Annotated in this window: 13 protein-coding genes; 8 read left to right on the top strand and 5 right to left on the bottom strand. The window is 70.1% G+C overall.

Features of this window, described 5'->3' with window-relative positions; all coding sequences use genetic code 11:
* Window positions 1-6 precede the first annotated feature (6 nt).
* Both ENSA5_RS34770 and ENSA5_RS34765 read left to right on the top strand, forming a co-directional pair.
* Entirely contained in the window at window positions 7-1317 is a 1311-nt protein-coding gene (locus ENSA5_RS34770; protein ID WP_106396027.1) for a hypothetical protein, read from the top strand.
* A 2-nt stretch (window positions 1318-1319) separates the two neighbouring features.
* Window positions 1320-1952 carry an HD domain-containing protein gene (locus ENSA5_RS34765; protein ID WP_106396026.1) on the top strand — a complete coding sequence of 211 codons (633 nt, stop codon included), beginning with the start codon at window positions 1320-1322 and terminating at the stop codon, window positions 1950-1952.
* A gap of 42 nt (window positions 1953-1994) precedes the next feature.
* Here the strand turns inward: ENSA5_RS34765 and ENSA5_RS34760 are convergent, their stop codons facing one another.
* Window positions 1995-2405, bottom strand: coding sequence for a hypothetical protein (locus ENSA5_RS34760; protein ID WP_106396025.1), 411 nt, complete (start codon window positions 2403-2405; stop codon window positions 1995-1997).
* 60 nt (window positions 2406-2465) lie between these two features.
* A complete protein-coding gene (locus ENSA5_RS34755) occupies window positions 2466-4304 on the bottom strand; it encodes a DUF2330 domain-containing protein (protein WP_106396024.1) in 1839 nt (612 codons plus the stop codon).
* A 317-nt stretch (window positions 4305-4621) separates the two neighbouring features.
* Between ENSA5_RS34755 and ENSA5_RS34750 the strand changes: the two genes are divergently transcribed.
* Complete coding sequence (locus tag ENSA5_RS34750) at window positions 4622-5824, top strand: extensin family protein (protein WP_106396023.1); 1203 nt, start codon at window positions 4622-4624, stop codon at window positions 5822-5824.
* Window positions 5825-5892: 68 nt separating this feature from the next.
* Window positions 5893-7509 (top strand): gluzincin family metallopeptidase, encoded by a 1617-nt coding sequence (locus ENSA5_RS38790; protein ID WP_181198474.1) that lies wholly within the window; start codon window positions 5893-5895, stop codon window positions 7507-7509.
* A gap of 15 nt (window positions 7510-7524) precedes the next feature.
* On the opposite strand, the gene icmF is transcribed toward ENSA5_RS38790, so the two are convergent.
* The gene (gene icmF, locus ENSA5_RS34740) at window positions 7525-10857 is read right to left on the bottom strand and encodes a fused isobutyryl-CoA mutase/GTPase IcmF (protein ID WP_106396022.1); all 3333 of its coding nucleotides are present in this window, start codon (window positions 10855-10857) and stop codon (window positions 7525-7527) included.
* 299 nt (window positions 10858-11156) lie between these two features.
* Between icmF and ENSA5_RS34735 the strand changes: the two genes are divergently transcribed.
* Window positions 11157-12563 carry a serine/threonine-protein kinase gene (locus ENSA5_RS34735; protein WP_181198473.1) on the top strand — a complete coding sequence of 469 codons (1407 nt, stop codon included), beginning with the start codon at window positions 11157-11159 and terminating at the stop codon, window positions 12561-12563.
* Window positions 12564-12677: 114 nt separating this feature from the next.
* Window positions 12678-13850: a 30S ribosomal protein S1 gene (locus tag ENSA5_RS34730; RefSeq protein ID WP_181198472.1), complete on the top strand. Its 1173-nt coding sequence runs from the start codon at window positions 12678-12680 to the stop codon at window positions 13848-13850.
* 46 nt (window positions 13851-13896) lie between these two features.
* Here ENSA5_RS34730 and ENSA5_RS34725 read toward each other — a convergent pair whose 3' ends face one another.
* Window positions 13897-14433 carry a hypothetical protein gene (locus ENSA5_RS34725; RefSeq protein WP_106396019.1) on the bottom strand — a complete coding sequence of 179 codons (537 nt, stop codon included), beginning with the start codon at window positions 14431-14433 and terminating at the stop codon, window positions 13897-13899.
* A 77-nt stretch (window positions 14434-14510) separates the two neighbouring features.
* Between ENSA5_RS34725 and ENSA5_RS34720 the strand changes: the two genes are divergently transcribed.
* Window positions 14511-16532, top strand: coding sequence for a serine/threonine-protein kinase (locus tag ENSA5_RS34720; protein WP_181198471.1), 2022 nt, complete (start codon window positions 14511-14513; stop codon window positions 16530-16532).
* A 30-nt stretch (window positions 16533-16562) separates the two neighbouring features.
* On the opposite strand, the gene ENSA5_RS34715 is transcribed toward ENSA5_RS34720, so the two are convergent.
* Window positions 16563-17414: a methyltransferase domain-containing protein gene (locus tag ENSA5_RS34715; protein WP_181198470.1), complete on the bottom strand. Its 852-nt coding sequence runs from the start codon at window positions 17412-17414 to the stop codon at window positions 16563-16565.
* A gap of 62 nt (window positions 17415-17476) precedes the next feature.
* On the opposite strand from ENSA5_RS34715, the gene ENSA5_RS34710 reads away from it, so the two are divergent.
* On the top strand, window positions 17477-17804 hold a 328-nt coding region (locus tag ENSA5_RS34710), incomplete at its 3' end, for an FIST N-terminal domain-containing protein (RefSeq protein ID WP_219906918.1).

Below are 17804 nucleotides of genomic sequence, written 5' to 3'. Positions count from 1 at the left end.
GCGCCCATGCGCACGCCGCTCGTCCTGGTCGCGTCCACGCTCGCGAGCCTCGCGCTCGGCTGCGCGGCTCCGTGCGAGCGGGTCCAAGACAGCCACACCGCGTTTCGCAAGGCCACGTCACCAAGCTCGAGCGCCGCCCGCCCGTCGCCCGACCAAAGCGACGGCCGAGCGCACTCGAGCGTCTCGATCCCCTACGAGGTGATCGACGCGATGATCGCCAAGGAGCTCGGCCGCGTCCCCACGCTGAAGCTCCCGCTGCCGCAGGTCGCCGGGGTCTCGCTCGGGAGCCTCAGCCTCGGCGTCGACTCGGTCCGCTCGCGCGCGGCCCCAGCCGGCGAGCTCGGCTTTCGCGTGAGCATCGGCCTGCGCCAGGGCACGCGCGCGGTCGTCAGCGTCGACGTCGACGCCCGGGTGCGCCCGCGCCTCGACCCCGCAGACGGCAGCGTGGCCGTGGCGCTCTCGGGCCGCGATGTCATCGAGCTCAGGCCGAGCATCTCGCAGACCTCTCGCCGCCAGCTCGGCGACTGGATCTGGTCCCAGCTCCCAACCGCAGCCAAGATGATCGTCGATCGCGAGGCCGTCGCCACGCTCGCCGGGGAGCTCGCCGACCAGCTCATGCGCCAGGCGGCCGGGCTGCTCGAGCGTGATCTGCTCGACGATCTCGGCGAGCTCGCCCGCTTCGAGTTCGACCTCCCCGAGGAGCTGCCGATCAGCCAGCTCGCCGTGGTCGCGGGCGATCGCTACCTCAACATCAACCTGCGCACGAGCTTGAGGGTCGCGCACGGCCTGGCCCCGGATCAGGGCCGGGTCGACGGCATGCACCCCAACCTGATCCAGGTCCGCCTGTCCGGCGACGCGGCCGCGGCCCTCGCCAACCATGCGATCCGCGAGGGCCGGATCCCCGAGCGCTGGACCCTCGACGGCGAGCCCGATCCCAGGGGCGAGGTCTACGCTGGCGTCGGCTGGGCCGAGGGCACCCCCGCCCCCCTCGAGATCCACCTGTGGAAGCTCGACAGCGACTGCGCCCACGTGATCCTGCGCGGGGAGCCACACCTCGAGCTCGCCGGCAGCGAGCTCGAGCTCGGGACCGAGCGCGCCAAGGTCGAGAGCGTCGTCGGCAGCGCCAAGGTCCGCGCCGGGCTGTTCCTGTCGAAGACCGCGCGTCGCGGCGTGTCGCTGATCGAGCGCACCGCTGGAGCGACCGCGATCGAGATCGGGACCCAGACCATGTCCGCACAGATCGCCGCCGCCACCGTCAACGGCGACGAGATCGTGCTCGGCCTGCGCCTGACCCAAGCCCGCCCGGGAGGACGCTGACCATGACCAAGAACCTCGCAAGCTCGTGGGCGCCGCTGCTGACAGGCTACCCAAACGAGGCCGAGCTGCTGAGTGAGCTCGGCGTCCGCTACAGCGAGGCTCAGCGGGCCTACCACGGCCTCACCCACATAGACGCCCTCACCCGGCACTTCCTCGACGTCGCCCGGGGTCCCGGTTGGCGCCAGGAGCCCGAGGTCAAGCTCGCGATCTTGTTCCACGACGCGATCTACGTGCCCGGGCGCCCGGACAACGAGGCCCGCAGCGCCGAGCTGGCCCGCGCGTCGCTGCAAGACCTCGGCTGGCCCGTGGATCTGGCCCGGGTCGAGGCCCTGATCCTCGCGACCAAGGCCCACGAGCTCGTCGACGCCAGCGACGATCCGGACCTCGCCCACTTCATCGACGCGGACATGGCCATCGTCGGCGCGGCGCCGAAGGTCTACGACGCCTACGCCCAGGCCGTCCGCGATGAGTTCGTCAACGTCCCCGGGCTGCTGTATCGGCGCGGGCGCGAACGCTTCCTTCGCAAGCAGCTGGCCCGCGACTCGCTGTTTCACTCCGAGCTGTTTGCGAGGCGCTACGAGCACCAGGCCCGCGCAAACCTGGCCCGCGAGCTCGCGGCGCTGGCGGTCCGCTGACGCGACCTGGCGCGATCTGAAGCGTGACAGCTCGCCGCGAGCTCAAGCCTGGCGCGGCCGGGCCGGTCCGGTCTGGACGACCCGCGCGGGCGCGGGCACGAGCTCGGGCTCGGGGCTGCCACGTCGCAGGAGGAAGCCGTGCAGCAGCGTCAGCATTGTCGCCATTGGGATCGGCTCGGTCAGCGGCAGCGCGCAGTAGAGCGCCCCAAACAGGCCCAGCAAGAGCGCCCGGGCAGGTCGCACCCCCGAGATCAGCGCGACGAAGGTGGTCAACGCGCCACCGACCGCCAGCCCCGCGACCAGACCGAGCGGCCCGGCGGTGGCGAAGTCAGCCAGATCGATCGTCACCGCAGCGAGGATCGGGGCCCAGCCGTGGCGACCGTCATCGTTGGCGAGGGCGGCGGCGCTGCGCTGCGCTCGTATCGGGCGGCGGGAGCTCTTGTCGTTCGACACTGTGCGGAGGCTAGGTCGGGATCGTCGGTCGTCAACCCCGGACCAGCGCCCGGCCGACGCTCACCCGCGCCGCAGACGTCGCCAACCGACGCCAAACAGGGCCAGAAGCGCCAGCCCCCCGCCGAGCCCCTCACGGCTCGCGTCGCCCCCGCTCGAGCACGCGCACGAGGCCCCCTCGCTGTCGATCCCGCCCTCGCCGGTGCCGTCGCCCGCGTCGGCCGAGCCCGATCCGTCGCCGCTGCCCGGGTCGCCGTCGCCGCTGCCCGGGTCGCCGTCGCCGTCGCCGGAGTCGCCGTCGCCATCACCGCTCGGCGGCCAGCCATTTTGTTGGTTCCAGGCCGCGAGCAGCTCGTTGATCAGCTCGGTCCGATCGCTGAGGCTTTGGTTGGGCCCGGCCACGACCCCGAGCTCGACGTCCTCTTCCCACGGCATCTCGTCGCCGCCGACGTTGGGCCAGCTGTTGGGGTTGGGCATGTAGACCTCGCGCCCGTCGGGCAGCGTGAACAGGGCCCCGCCCGCGCACAGCAGCTCGCGGGTGCCCTGACGGACGTTGTCGACGTCGGGCAGGCTCTCGTTGACGTGAAACATCGGGTCGACGGTCATCTCGTTGGGCGAGATCGTCGTGTACATCCGCGTGAGGTAGGGCCAGGTCTCGAGCAGCTGCTCGGCGTGGACGCCCGGCTCGACCACGCGCTGATCGATCGCGGCCGAGAACGCGGCGGCGTCCCAGGCGAGCTCGTCGATCAGGCCGGCGTAGCAGAACATGCAGCTGTAGAAGTCCCCGGGCGCGACGCCCTCGGGCACGGGCAGGTACTGCGCGAGCAGGCCCTCGACCAGCGGGTGCGTGACGCACTCGATGTTGCCCATGCCGTCGTCGCCGCAGCTCATCAGCCCCTGGAGCTCGAGCTCCTCGCCCACCATCTCGGGCGTGTTCTCCATCATCGCGAACGGGGCCCCGCCCCACCCGGGCTCGACGAGCCCGAACGAGGACACGGCGTCGCTGGTGCCCGCGTACTCGGTCACGAAGGCGTTGCCCTCGGCCGCGAAGGCGTCGACGGCCAGCGACACGACCTCCTTGTAGTTGGCCCCGAAGGTCATCCAGTCGATCTTGAGCGGGTTGACCAGCACGTGGCGGTAGTTGGACGGGACCGCGCGCCCTTGCCCCAAAAAGAACACCCGCACGGCCATGTCGTCGACGGCGGCGATGCGGGTGAGCTTGAGCGGCACGCAGGGCTTGTCGCCGTCGTACTCGAGCACGATCGGGTGGATCTCCGACACCTCGGTGTTCATCGCGAGCTTGAGCGCGACGAACATGTAGCCAGCCTGAAGGTACTCGTCGAGGATCGGCTCGGCCGCCGGATCTTGCTGGTAGCCGTTGTCGCCGAGCCAGGTCATCACGCCCTCGACGTCGCCGCCTTGGAGCACGGCGATCTCGAACGCGCCAACGATCTCGTTGAACACGACCTCGGGATCGCCGTCGCCGTCGCCGTCCCCGTCGCCATCCCCGGGGTCGCCGTCCCCTCCGTCGCCGTCGCCGTCGCCCCCCTCGGAGTCACCGCAGGACTCGCTGAAGGTGTTGAACCCGTAGGAGGGCACGGTGCCCGCGAGCAGGTTCTGGAACAGCGCCTCGGACCCGATCGAAAACTCGGGCAGGACCTGCATCGGGATGACCCACGCGAACTTGTCGGCGTCGGCGTCCGGGTCGTACTGGATCTGGATGTGGGCCTCGACCCGGTTGCCGTCGAGGATGAACAAGATGTTCTCCCCGGTCTGGTCGACGGGCATCGACTGGGGACCGTTGTCACAGAAGGTCCCGCCGCAAGCGTCGGCCTCGGGCGCTTGGATGAGCGCGAGAGGCAGCGCGGCGAGCAGGGCGAGAGGGGCGAAAGTGCGCTTCATGAGAGTCTCCAGGACCTGAGGGCCCGAGCGTGGCGAGGGATCTACGCTTGTCAGGTGCCCTGGGGAGGCGAAGCGATCATGCCCGGAGCCAATTGATTGGCCGGGACTCGCTGAGCGTGAATCGCGGGCCCTAGCAGCCCGGGCTGCTAGGTCCTGGACCGGCGACCAGGTTGAATTCACGCCGCCAGGCACATCTGGAGCCGCTCCTGCCCTTGTCCCTCGGCGCTCCCACCGAGAGAGGGAGCGCAGCGACCGTGCGTGGCAAAGTCTAGAGTGCCGAGGGTCAAAAAGATCCGCGCTCGGTCTATGATCCAGCCATGCTTGTTCGGGCCAGCTGGGGACGAATCGCGTCGATAACCGCGTTCAGCGCGCTCGCGTGCACCGCTCTCGCGTGCACCGACATTGACACCCGGCCGCTCGACGGCGGCGAGACCAACACCTCGGGCTCCGAGTCGGGGCTCGGCGATGAGTCGGGCGAGCTGCCCGATCTCCCCGACGAAGGCGACGGCGACGGCGACCCCGGGGATGGCGACGGCGACCCCGGGGATGGCGACGGCGACTCGGGCGACGGCGACGGCGACGGTGACCCGGACGCCTGCGACCCCACGCCCTCGAGCTGGGATCCGTGGATCGGCGGACCCTGCGTCGACGACCAGGACTGCGCCTACGAGGGCGGCGTGTGCCTGCGCGAGGACGAGGGCTGGCCGTGCGGGACCTGCTCCCAGCCTTGCGAGCTGCTCTGCCCCGACATCGACGGCGCGCCCGGGACCTTTTGCGCCAACCAGGCGCTGGTCGATCCCTTCGGCCCCGACTCGGGCGCGTGTCTTCAGCGCTGCGATCCAAGCCTGCTGCCCAGCGGCGGCTGTCGGCCAGGCTACAGCTGCACCCTGGTCGAGCGCGAGGCCGATCCCGGGGTCTGGGCGGCCGTGTGCCTGGCCAAGGAGTTCGCCCCGCCGCTGAGTGAGTGCCAGCAGGCCCTCGACGACGCCGGGCTGCTGTGGATCCCGGCCTACATTCCCCTCGATCACCCCGACACCCACCCCAACCTCGACTGCGAGATCGACGAGGCCGTGCGCCTGTTCAGCCCGGTCAACGGGATCGACTACCGCTACATCAGCCACGAGGAGCCGAGCTCGATGCTGGTCTCGTGCGAGATGGCCCTCGCCCTCGACCACCTCAGCGAGCTGCTCCTGGCCAAAGACGCGGTCGAGGTCGCGCACATCGGCACCTACAACTGCCGGGTCATCTCGGGCACCGATACTCTGTCCGAGCACAGCTTCGCCCACGCGATCGATCTGGGCGGCTTCACCCTCGAGGGCGGGCAGTACCTGTCCGTGCTCGACGACTGGGAGGACGGCGTCGCCGAGCCCGTGACCTTCGAGGGCCAGTGGCTCAAAGATCTGACCGACCAACGCCACGAGCAGGGCATCTTCAACATCATTTTGACGCCTGAGTACAATGACGCCCACGACAACCACTTTCACGTGGATCTGACCCCGGGCGCGGACTTCTACGAGTGACATATACTCGCCAGGTGACGCGCTGGACCTGGATTGGGGTGCTCGTATGTGCGGGGTCGCTTGGGTGCGTGGACACCCCGAGCTCCGACCTCGACGCGACTGGCAGCGAGGAGACCGGATCGACGGGCGACGGTGACGGCGACTCCGGTGACGGCGATGGCGACTTTGGTGACGGTGACGGCGACGGCGACGGCGATGGCGACTTTGGTGACGGTGACGGCGACTCCGGCGATGGTGACGGTGACTCCGGTGATGGCGACGGCGATGGTGACTCCGGTGATGGCGATGGTGACGGTGATGGCGACGGCGACGGTGATGGCGACGGCGACGGCGACGGCGACGGCGACGTCCCCGAGTGCGTGACCGAGGCCTTCGTCCACGCGCCCGCCCCGATCGAGGTCGACGGCATGACCGCGGTCCCGATCGACATCCTCGATCTCGACGCGAGCTTCGAGTTCGACGTCGGCGCCGCCTCGGCCAGCGCCCTGGGCACGCTCACCTTCCAGGTCGGGCCCGACTCCGGCCAGCCGCTCTTCGACCTCCGCCAGACCCACCAAACGCTGGTCCTCGACGGCGAGCTGATCGACAACGACCTGCTCGCGCGCCACGACTTCGGCGCGGGCTGGAGCGCGGGCTTCTCGATCCTCGCGGTCGAGCTCGAGGCCTGCACGATCCACGAGCTCGAGTTCGAGTATCCCCTCGCGCTCCCGGCCGCGCCCCAGGCCAGCGGCCTCGCCTACGCCCCGGCGCCCGCGCGGCTGTGGTTCGACATCTACATGTCAGACCTCAACCCGGGCCGCTACCTCGAGTCGTGGCTCCCGGCCAACATGCCCTGGGACCGCCACCCCCTCCACCTCGGCGTCAGCCTCGTCGACGCCGGGGAGACGCACACGCTGATCACCAACGCCGAGCTCGAGGAGCTCGGCGAGCACGACTGGCAGCTCGAGTTCCCCGACACGACCACGGCGATGGCCCCGATGGTGTTGGTGTTCCCAAGCGCCGAGCTCAGCCTCGACAGCGGCGTCCACGCGGCCGCCAACGGCCAGGACATCCCCTACGCGGTCTGGGTCAACGACGACCTCGCAACCCCGCCGAACGTGTACAGCGCCAACCTCCTCGGCTACCTCGACGAGTTCGTGCTCTCGACCGGCGACTACCCCTACCCGCAGCTGACCGCCTACCTCTACCAGACCAACCGCTCGATGGAGTACGCGGGCGCGACGACCTCGTCCCCGGCGGCCTTCGAGCACGAGGTCTTCCACAGCTGGTGGGCCCGGGGCCTCGAGCCTGCGACCTACTCGGACGGGTGGATCGACGAGGCCTGGGACATGTTCAACACCACGGCCGGCGTGAAGCTGGTCCCGATCCCGCTCAACTGGAACGCGGGGCCGTGGCAGCTCTACGATCCCCACCCCTTCGCCCGCGACACGCCAGATGCGTCGTACTCGAGCGGGCGGCTGCTGTTCGCCGGGCTCGCCGACATCATGGGCCGCGAGCCCCTGCGTGAGGCGATGGCACAGCTCCATGCGCTCGGGCCCGTGCCGCGCTCGATCACGACCGCGGAGCTCGAGCGGCACCTGTATTGCGCGAGCGGCGAGCAGCCCGAGCTTCGCCAGGCCTTTCACCGCTTCGTCTACGGACTCGACGGTGACGCCGACCCGGCGCCGCTCGACTACTGCGATTGATCGCGAAGCGCCGCGCTACATGTTGCGGCGGTACTCGCCGCCGACCTCGAACAGCTTGCGCGAGATCTCACCGAGTGAGCAGACCCGGGCGACGTCCATCAGGCACTCGAAGATGTTGCCCCCCGCGAGCGCGACCTCGCCGAGGCGCGCGAGCGCAGCCTCGCGCTCGCCCTCGTGGCGGGCCTGGTAGGCGCGCAGCCGCTCGATCTGGGCGTTCTTCTCGTCGGCGCTGGCCCGGGTCAGGGCGAGGGAGTTGGCCTCTTCCTCGCCGCTCTTGTCCGGGTTTTGGAAGGTGTTGACGCCGACGATCGGGAGCTCGCCCGTGTGCTTGAGGCGCTCGTACTCGAGGCTCTCGTCTTGGATCTTGCCGCGCTGGTACTGGCGCTCCATCGCCCCGAGCACGCCGCCGCGCTCGTCGAGACGGAGGAATTCGTCGAGCACGGCCTCCTCGACCAGCTCGGTCAGCTGCTCGACGATGTAGCTGCCCTGGAGCGGGTTCTCGTTCTTGGCCAGGCCCTGCTCCTTGGTGATGATCATCTGGATCGCCATCGCCCGGCGGACGCTGCTCTCGGTCGGCGTGGTGATGGCCTCGTCGTAGGCGTTGGTGTGGAGGCTGTTGCAGTGGTCGTAGTAGGCGAACAGCGCCTGGAGGGTCGTGCGGATGTCGTTGAAGTCGATCTCCATCGCGTGGAGCGAGCGACCGCTGGTCTGGATGTGGTACTTGAACTTCTGCGAGCGCGCGTCGGCCTGATAGAGGTCGCGCATCGCAATCGCCCAGATCCGCCGCGCGACCCGACCGATGACCGTGTACTCGGTGTCGAGGCCGTTGGAGAAGAAGAAGCTGAGGTTGCGGGCGAAGTCGTTGACCGCCATGCCCCGCGATCGGTAGTACTCGACGTAGGTGAAGCCGTTGGCGAGGGTGAAGGCGAGCTGCGAGATCGGGTTGGCCCCGGCCTCGGCGATGTGATAGCCGCTGATCGACACCGAGTAGTAGTTCCGGACCCGCTTGCGGATGAAGTACTCCTGGATGTCGCCCATCATCCGCAGGGCGAATTCGATCGAGAAGATGCAGGTGTTCTGGCCCTGATCTTCCTTGAGGATGTCGGCCTGCACGGTCCCGCGGACCTGCGAGAGCGTGAAGTCGCGGAGCTGCTCGTACTCCTCGGGGTTCGGCGCCCTGCCCTGCTTGGCTTCGAAGGCCTCGACCTGCTGGTCGACGGCGGCGTTCATGTAAAACGCCAGGATGATCGGCGCGGGGCCGTTGATCGTCATCGACACCGAGGTCGTCGGCGCGCACAGATCGAAGCCGTCGTAGAGCTCCTTGGCGTCGTCGAGGGTGCAGATCGAGACCCCGCTCTCGCCGATCTTGCCCCACACGTCGGGCCGCTCCTCGGGATCCTGGCCGTAGAGGGTGACCGAGTCGAACGCGGTCGACAGGCGCTTGGCCGGCTCGCCCGCCGACAGATACTTGAAGCGCTCGTTGGTCCGGGCCGGGCCGCCCTCGCCGGCGAACATGCGCTTGGGGTCCTCGCCCTCGCGCTTGAACGCGAACACCCCACCGGTGAAGGGGAAGTGACCCGGGGGGCCCTCGAGCAGCATGTAGCGCAGGACCGCGCCGGGCTCGTCGTCGGCCGGGAGCGCGACCCGGGCGACGCGGCTGCCCGACAGCGTGGTCACGTGGGTCGGGTAGCGGACCTCGCGGTCGCGGACGCGGACGACGTACTCGTCGGCGCTGTACTCGGCCCGGAGCTTGGGCAGCAGCTCGAGCGCCCGGCGGGCGTCACCGTCGAGCTCGAGCGAACGCGCCGCGATCTGCTCGTCGAGCCACGCGAGCGTGGGCTCGCCGGGACCCGAGCTCGCCGCGAGCTCGCGCGTGTGGCGCAGATGCGCGAGCGAGCGCGCGACCTCGATCTGCTGGGCGACCCTGGCCTTGTAGGCCCGGACCGTGTGCACGACCTCGCCGAGGTAGTGGATCCGATCGGCCGGGATGATGTCGCGGGTGCTCGACGCGACCACGCGCTGGTCGGCGGGGATCCGGCAGACCCAGTCGGGATCGCCGAGCTCGCTGAGCCTGGCGCACAGCCCCGCGTAGAGCCCGTTGACCCCGCCGTCGTTGAAGCGGCTCGCGACCGTGCCGAACACCGGCAGCGCGTCGTCCTCGACGCCGTGGAACAGGTTGCGGTTGCGCCGGACCTGCTTGCGGACATCTCGCAGCGCGTCCTTGCTGCCCTTGTGCTCGTACTTGTTGATCGCCACGAAGTCGGCGACGTCGAGCATCTCGATCTTTTCGAGCTGGCTCTGGGCGCCGTAGTCGGCGGTCATCACGTAGAGGCACAGATCGGCGACCTCGCTGATCGCGGCGTCGCCCTGGCCGATCCCGGAGGTCTCGACCAGGATCAGCTCGTAGCCGGCGAGCTTGCACAGCCGGATCGCCGACCCGGTCGCGGCCGAGAGCTCGGCCCCCGACGCCCGCGTGGCCATGCTGCGCATGAACACGTTGCCGTGGCGGATGCTGTTCATGCGGATGCGATCGCCGAGCAGCGCGCCGCCGGTCCGACGGCGGGTTGGATCGACCGAGATCACGGCGATCTTGCGGCTCGGGTTCTCGCGCGCGAAGCGGGCCACGAGCTCGTCGGTCAGCGAGCTCTTGCCCGCGCCGCCCGTGCCCGTCAGCCCGAGGACCGGGACCTTGGGCAGCGCGTGGTCCTCGACCGCGCGCAGCAGCGCGCCGCCCTCGGCTGCGCCGCCGATGTGATCTTCGAGCACGGTGATCAGCCGGGCGAGGCGCGGGACCTTGGGGTCGGGCTGGTCCGCGCTCGGAGCCGGCCGCGCAGGCTTGACGAGCTCGTTGAACTCCGCGACCGGATCGTCTGGCGCCGTCGAAAAATCGGCGCCCGCGATGATCATGTCGATCATCCCGTCGAGGCCGTGACGGCGGCCGTCTTCGGGCGAGAAAATTCGGTTGATGCCGTAGGCGTGGAGCTCGTCGATCTCGCGCGGGACGATGACCCCGCCGCCGCCGCCCCAGATCGTGATGTGCGGGGCCCCCTTCTCGCGCAGGAGGTCGTACATGTACTTGAAGAACTCCATGTGCCCGCCCTGATACGAGCTCACGGCGATCGCCTGGGCGTCCTCCTGGATGGCGGCGTCGACGACCTCGGCCGCGCCGCGGTTGTGACCCAGATGGATCACCTCGGCGCCGTGCGCCTGCAGGATCCGCCGCATCACGTTGATCGCCGCGTCGTGACCGTCGAACAGGGCCGCCGCCGTCACCACCCGGATCTTGTGCCTGGCCTCATGGCCAACGCTGGGTGTGGTGGGTGGCTTGGCAGCTGCAACGTTGGGCATGGTCGCGCCGAGGGTACGGACGGGCTTGGGTCCATTCAAGCGTGAAACAGTCAGAGGCCCCTCTGTGCGACGGAATTCGCGGCTTTGCGCGGGCGCGCGCGGGTCGACACCCAGTCCCAGGAGCGCGATCGCCTTCGGCGCAGAACACGCTGTATGTCGGCCCCTCACATGGGAAAAACGGGCGAAGGGCGCCGAGCGCCCTAAACTCTGCCCTGCTTTCCTGGAATACTGGGCCCCACCGACTCATGTCCAAACGATCACAGAGGCGGCCGCAGCCAGAAGGATCCTCCGGCTCCAGCATGAGCATGGAGATGGTCTTCAACGACGACGTCGGCGGGCAAATCGCGAACCGCTACGACATCACCCGTGTGATTGGCGAGGGCGGCATGGGCGTTGTCTACGAGGCCTACGACACGCAGGTCGACCGCGACGTGGCGATCAAGGTCGTGCGCAGCGAGTGCCTGTCGGACCACAAGTTCCTGACCCGCTTCAAGCGCGAGATGGAGGTGACCACGCGCTTGCGGCACCCGTCCACGATCCGCGTGTTCGAGCACGGCTCGGCCGAGGACGGCCGGCCCTACATGGTCATGGAGCTGCTCACGGGCGAGAGCCTCGCCGAGGTCCTCGAGCGCGGCCGGGTGCCGGAGATCGAGGCCCTCCAGCACGCCCGCCAGGTCGCCGAGAGCCTGTCCGAGGCCCACGAGAACGGCATCTTTCACCGCGACCTCAAGCCCGACAACATCTTCATCGAGAGCGTCGGCGTCAGCACCGTGGTCAAGGTCCTCGACTTCGGCATCGCCGGCGGACTCGACGCTACCCGCCTGACCCGGGCCGGCGAGGTCTTCGGCACGCCGCAGTACATGTCGCCCGAGCAGTGCAACGGCCTGCCCCTCGACCACCGCACCGACATCTACTCCCTCGGCTGCATCCTCTACGAGATGATCGAGGGTCGGCCGCCCTTCTCGGCCGAGTCGCCGATGGCGACGATGCTCAAGCACGTCAAGACCAAGGTCCCGACGCCGCGCCACTGCTGCCGCGAGACCGCCAAGGTCCTGATGATGGCGCTGCGCAAGGATCGCGGCAAACGGATCCAGGACTGCGGGCGCTTCGCCGAGCTGCTCGGCGAGTGCATCGGCGCCGCCCGAGCCCGCGCCGAGGGCCGCAGTCCGCCCAACCCCGACGGCCCGCTGCGCCGCAACCTGGCCACGACTGGGCCGATCGCCTCGATCGAGGGCTCAACCAGCACGGGCTCGACCTCGCCGGTCGTCGTCGAGCAGGGCCTGAGCACCGCCAGCAAGTTCGTCATCGGCGGGCTCGGGCTCGCGTTCGTGGTCATCGTCGGCGCGATGCTGTTCGGCTCGGGCAAGGACGAGGGGGACCCGGGCGCCGACCACAAGCCGGGCATGTCGGTCAACGAAGACAAGGACGAGGACAAAAAGCCCGTCAACGTCGACGACCTGCCCAAGAACCGCGCGACGGTCGACAGCAACGTCGAGGGCGCCAAGGTGTTCCTCGACGGCGAGTACCAGTGCGATACGCCGTGCACCCTCGAGGTCCCCGTCGGTGACGGCGTGGCCCACGAGATCATCCTGCGCAAAGACGGCTACGTCGAGGTCATGACCAAGTGGGAGCCCCACTCGGTCACCGAGCGACCGCCCGAGCTGCCGAACCTCAGGCCCGCAGATCTCGAGGTCGAGCTCAAGTAGCTCGATCAATCGGGCCCTTGCGGCCCGCGCGAGACGGACGTTCAGCGGTCTGTGGGCACCGACCGCGCTACCCGCCCTGTAGACCGGGTCGCCAAAATGGTAAACCCCCCGGCCATGGCCGAAGACGAGGACTTCGCAGCGATGTTCGAACAGTCGCTGGCGAGCGGCAAGGGCGGCACCTACAAGCGGCTCTCAGCCGGCGACAGCGTCGAGGTTACGGTCGTACAGATCGGCAAGGACGCCGTGTTCGTCGACGCGGGGGCCCGCGCCGAGGGAGAGATCGCCCGCTACGAACTCGAGAACGAGCACGGCGAGGTGACCGTCAAGGTCGGCGACCGGCTCCGCGCGATCGTGACTGAAGGTGGCGATCGACCCAAGCTCGCCATGCGCTTCAACGCGGGCAGCGGGCTCGCCGGGCTCGAGACCGCGCTCGAGGCTGGGGCGCCGATCGAGGGCACCGTGACCAAGGCCGTCAAGGCCGGGCTCGAGGTCCAGATCGGCAAGATCCGGGCGTTTTGTCCCGCGTCCCACGTCCACATCTCCTACACCCCCGACATCTCGATCTACGAGGGCCAGACCTTGCAGTTCAAGGTCCTCGAGATCCGCGACAACGGCCGCTCGGTCGTCGTCTCGCGCAAGGCGCTGCTGCAAGAGGCCCGCGCGGTCGAGGGCCGCGAGACCCTCGCCGGGCTCAGCCCCGGGCAGATCGTCGATGGGACCGTGCAGGCGATCCAGCCCTACGGTGCGTTCGTCGATCTCGGCGGCATCGAGGGCCTGATCCACATCTCCGAGCTCGGACACGGGCGCGTCGATCAGGTCGAGGACGTGGTCTCGGTCGGCGAGCAGCTCAAGGTCAAGATCCTGACCATCGATCACGCGGCCGAGGGCACCACGCGGATCGGCCTGTCCCTGCGCCAGGCGACCCAGGCACCCGAGGGCGCCGAGTCGGCGGGCAGGGACGCGAAGGCCGTCGTCGACGCCGAGGTCGTCAAGGTCGAGGCCTTCGGCGTGTTCGTCGAGACCGCGACCGGCGGCGGGATCGTCCCGACCCGCGAGCTCGACCTGCCCCCGGGCGGCGACCCCCGCCGGGCCTTCCCCGTCGGCAAGCAGGTCCGCGTGGTCCCGATCGGGACCGACGACAAGGGCCGCACGCGCTTCTCCATGCGTCGCGTCGAAGACGAGGAGGCCCGGGCCCACTTCCGCCAGCATCGCGCCAAGCAGCGCAAGAGCCAGGGCGCCAGCGTCGGCAGCTTCGGCGCGCTGCTCAAGTCGAAGCTCGAGCGCTGAGGGGGCGGCGCGCGGAAAAACCTGGCGAGACGTCGGTGATGTTTCGCTAGCGAAACATCGCCGCGTCGGCGCAGATGTAGCTGTCGATGTAGACGTCGTGGACGCCCTCGGGGCACGGGACCCTGTACAGGTCGATGATGCTCCCGCACCGACCCCCGGAGCCGACGTTGCCGCTGCGCGATCCGTGGGCCTCCTCGAAGGACGGGAAGGCCCGCGAGCCATCGTCGCAGGTCAGGGCCAGGAGCAGCTCGACCCCCGCCGCGATCCCGCACTCCTCGACGGGCTGGTCCTTGGTCGAGGCCAGCTCGCTGAAGCGAAGCGCCTTGGCCGCGTAGCGCCGGGCGTACTGCTCGGCGTCGACGATCACGGGGCCATAGTCGTCGGGGCGCTCGCACGCGATCGGGAGGACGCCCGCCGCCTCCTCCGGCTCCTTTGGGTCGGCCCCCGGCCGCTCGCCCGCTCCGCCGCCGCCGGGGTCACCGCCGGGGTCACCACCGGGGTCGTCGGGGACCTCGACCTTCGCGGGTGGCAGGCAGCCGAGCACGAGGCTCAGCGCGCAGGGCAGCAGCAGTCGAGCGTCCACGGGCCATGGTACCGGGCCCGGCGTCGAGTGAGCGTGTGCGCGGCTCAGCGCGCAGGAATTTCGGGCACCATGCGGAGATGCCTGACGTCGAGGGGACCGAGTTCGAGGAACGCCCGACCATCGAGAGCGCCGACGGCAAGACCCTTGCCTGGCCGCGCGGCCAGGGTCCCACGGTCACGACCGACATCGAGATGCCCGCGGTCATCGACTTTGCCGGCCGCTACAGCGAACAGGGCCTGCTCGGAGAGGGCGGCGTGGGCACGGTCTCGCTCCACGAGGATCGACAGATCGGCCGTCATGTCGCGGTCAAGCGCCTGCTCCCGCGCGCGGGCCAGCCCCTCGAGCCAGCCCAGGCCCGCCGCTTCGTCCAGGAGGCGCGCGTCCAGGCTCAGCTCGAGCACCCCGCGGTCGTGCCTGTCTACGATCTGGGCGTCGATCGAGGGGGCGAGCCATGGTTCTCGATGAAGCGGGTCTCGGGCGTGACCCTGGCCGAGGTCGTCGACCGCCTCGCGGCCGGCGAGGTCGACGAGAGCTGGAGCCGCCGCCGGCTGCTGACCGCCCTGAGCCAGGTCTGCCTGGCCGTCGACTTCGCCCACGAGCGCGGCGTCCTCCACCGCGATCTCAAGCCCGAGAACGTGATGCTCGGCGACTACGGCGAGGTCTACGTGCTCGACTGGGGCCTGGCGAAGGAATTCGGACAGGCCCGAGCCCGGCCCCCCTCCGCCTCCCAGGAGCCCGTGCTGCCACCCCTCGCGTCGGCTCGCGCCGGGGTTCTTGTCGAGGGCAAGGAGCAAAAACCCCGCTGCGGTCAGCCCCATGCAAGTGTTGGCGACACAGCCCTCGGCGAAAGGGCCACGCGAGACGGCGCGAGGGGTGGCAGCGCGGGCTCCCAGGCCACGAACCCGGGCGTGATCGTGGGTACGCCTGGCTTCATGCCGCCCGAGCAGATCCGCGGGCTGCCGCTGGCCCCGACCGCCGACGTCTACGCCCTCGGCGCGATCCTGTTCGAGCTCCTGACCCTCGAGCCGCTGCAGCCGATCGACGAGGTCCCGGCGATGCTGCGCTCGGCGCTCGAGGGCGTCGAGCTCCGACCGTCGATCCGGGCGCCCGCGCGAGATCTGCCCCCGGAGCTCGACGCGATCGTCGTCCGCGCGCTCGACCCCGACCCCGCCCGCCGCTACCCCTCGGCGCGCGCCCTGAACGAGGCGATCGAAGCGTTTCTCGATGGCCAGCGAGACGTCGAGCTGCGCAGCAAGCTCGCGCGCGCGCACGCTCGAGAGGCCGCCGGCCTGCTCGACAGCGGGGAGCCTGGCGGGCGGCGCCAGGCGATGCAAGCGATCGGCCGGGCGCTGGCCCTCGACCCCAACGACCGCGGCGCGATGACGATCCTGCACAGGATCCTGACCCAGCCGCCCAGCCAGCGTCCGCCCGCGGTCGCGCGCGCCCTGGAGCTGTCGGCGGCGACCCAGCGCGGCTCGGCAGCGCGCGTGGCCTCGCTCGCGTACCTGAGCATCTTGCTGTTCTTGCCGCTGTTGTTCTGGGCCGGGATCCGCGATCTGGCGGCGGCGCTGCCCTTCTTCATCGCGATGTTGATTGCCGGAGCGATCAGCCACTTTGGCAACCGCGACGGCAAGGTCAGCGAGCGGACCGTCACCGCCGTGATGATCGTGAGCAACATCGGCATCGCGTGTACGACGACGCTGTTCGGCGCGCTGATCCTGCTCCCGGCGATCGCGGCGGTCCAGGCCACGGCCTTCGCCCTGACCTTCACCGACTGGCGCCGCTTCACCGCGGTCGCCGCCGCGATCCTGGCGGTGGTCGTGCCCCTCGCGCTCGAGCTCGGCGGCGTGACCGAGGCCAGCTATCAGTTCGGGCCCGAGGGCATGCTCGTGCGACCGCGGGCCATGGTCCTGACGGAGACGACCGCGATCGTGTTCCTCGCCCTGGGTAGCTTCGGGAGCATCGTCATCGGCGCGGTGACCGTCGCAAAGGTCCACGCGGCCCTGCTGCGCGCCGAGGAGCAGCTCCACACCTACGCCTGGCAGCTTCAACAGCTGCTGCCCGACGGCGCCCGCGACGAGCCGGCCCCGTCCTGCTAGCGCGGCGACCAGTCAAACTGGTCGCCGGTCTCACCTGCGCACGAGCACGAACTTGACCCGACGTCGATCGCCCTGCGCCTCACCAAACAGCGCCTGCGCGTCGCCCCCGGGTGGATCCCCGAGCAGCTCCCGAGTCGCAAACGAGGCCGGGACCTTGGCCCACAGCGCGGCGTAGCCGAGCGCGAGCGGGGCCAGGGCCGCGAGCAGCGGGAGCTCGGCGAGACCGCACCCGCGGCGGTTCCAGTCGGCGCCCCACGGCGGATCGATGAACAGGATCGCCGACTCATCCCGGCGCGCGGGCACCTGCTCGAGCGCGTCGCCGTGGACGAATTCGATGCGGTCCCCGACGCCGTAGACCTCGGCGTTGTGGCGAGCGAGCTCGAGGCGAGCGGCGTCGGACTCGATCGCGCACACCCGGCTGCCCGCCCGCGCGAACGCGATCGCGTTGCCCCCTGCCCCGCACCCGGCGTCGACGACCGGCCGTCCTTGGGCCCCCGCGGCGACGCGCTGGGCCAGGACCTCGGGCGTGAGCGAGATCCGACCGACGTCATCGAGGCGCACGCCCGCGCGCGAAAAGCCCGGGGTCGTCACGCGTCGCCGGCGAGCGTCCTCGCTTCGCGCCCGACGAGTGACGCTGCGCCGCAGCGGCGGCTCGACCTCGCAGACCAGCGCGCGGCCGTCGAAGCCGAGCCCGCGCAGACGCGCGACGAGATCTGCAGCGAGCGCCGTGGGCAGCCGGGCTTGGGCCTCGACGGCCCCCTCGGCCCCGGCCTCGACCTGCCAACCATCTCCGTCAGGCCCCCCGACCCGAGTCGGCCCGAGCAGGCGATCCAGTTGGAGCCAGGCAGGCAGCGGACCCACGCGCAGGTGATGCTCGGCCACGGCTGCAAGCATAGCGGCAGGAACACGAGACAGGCGCTCAGCCACCCTGCTACGCTCCGAAGGTGCGCTGGGCGTCCAGTATCAGTGACGCTGGTGAGCTCGAGGAGGCCGTTGAACGGACCACCGATGAGCTCCGCCAGCAGCTCGCGGGATCCCCCGCGGATCTCGTGCTGGTGTTCGCGGCTCGCGGCCATCAGCAGCGCTGGCACGAGCTGCCGGCCGCGATCCGCGAGCGCATGCCCGGCGCGGTGATCCTCGGCTGCTCGGGCGGCGGCGTGCTCGCCAACGGCCGCGAGCTCGAGGGTACGGCCGGCCTCGCCATGGCCGCCGCGTGGCTGCCCGGCGTCGAGCTGACCCCCTTCCACCTGCCCGCCGAGCGTACCCCCGACC

Source organism: Enhygromyxa salina (genome assembly GCF_002994615.1).
Lineage (GTDB): Bacteria > Myxococcota_A > Polyangia > Nannocystales > Nannocystaceae > Plesiocystis > Plesiocystis salina_A.
Note: the sequence above shows the minus strand (reverse complement) of the source record. Positions and strands in the feature narration are given on the sequence as shown.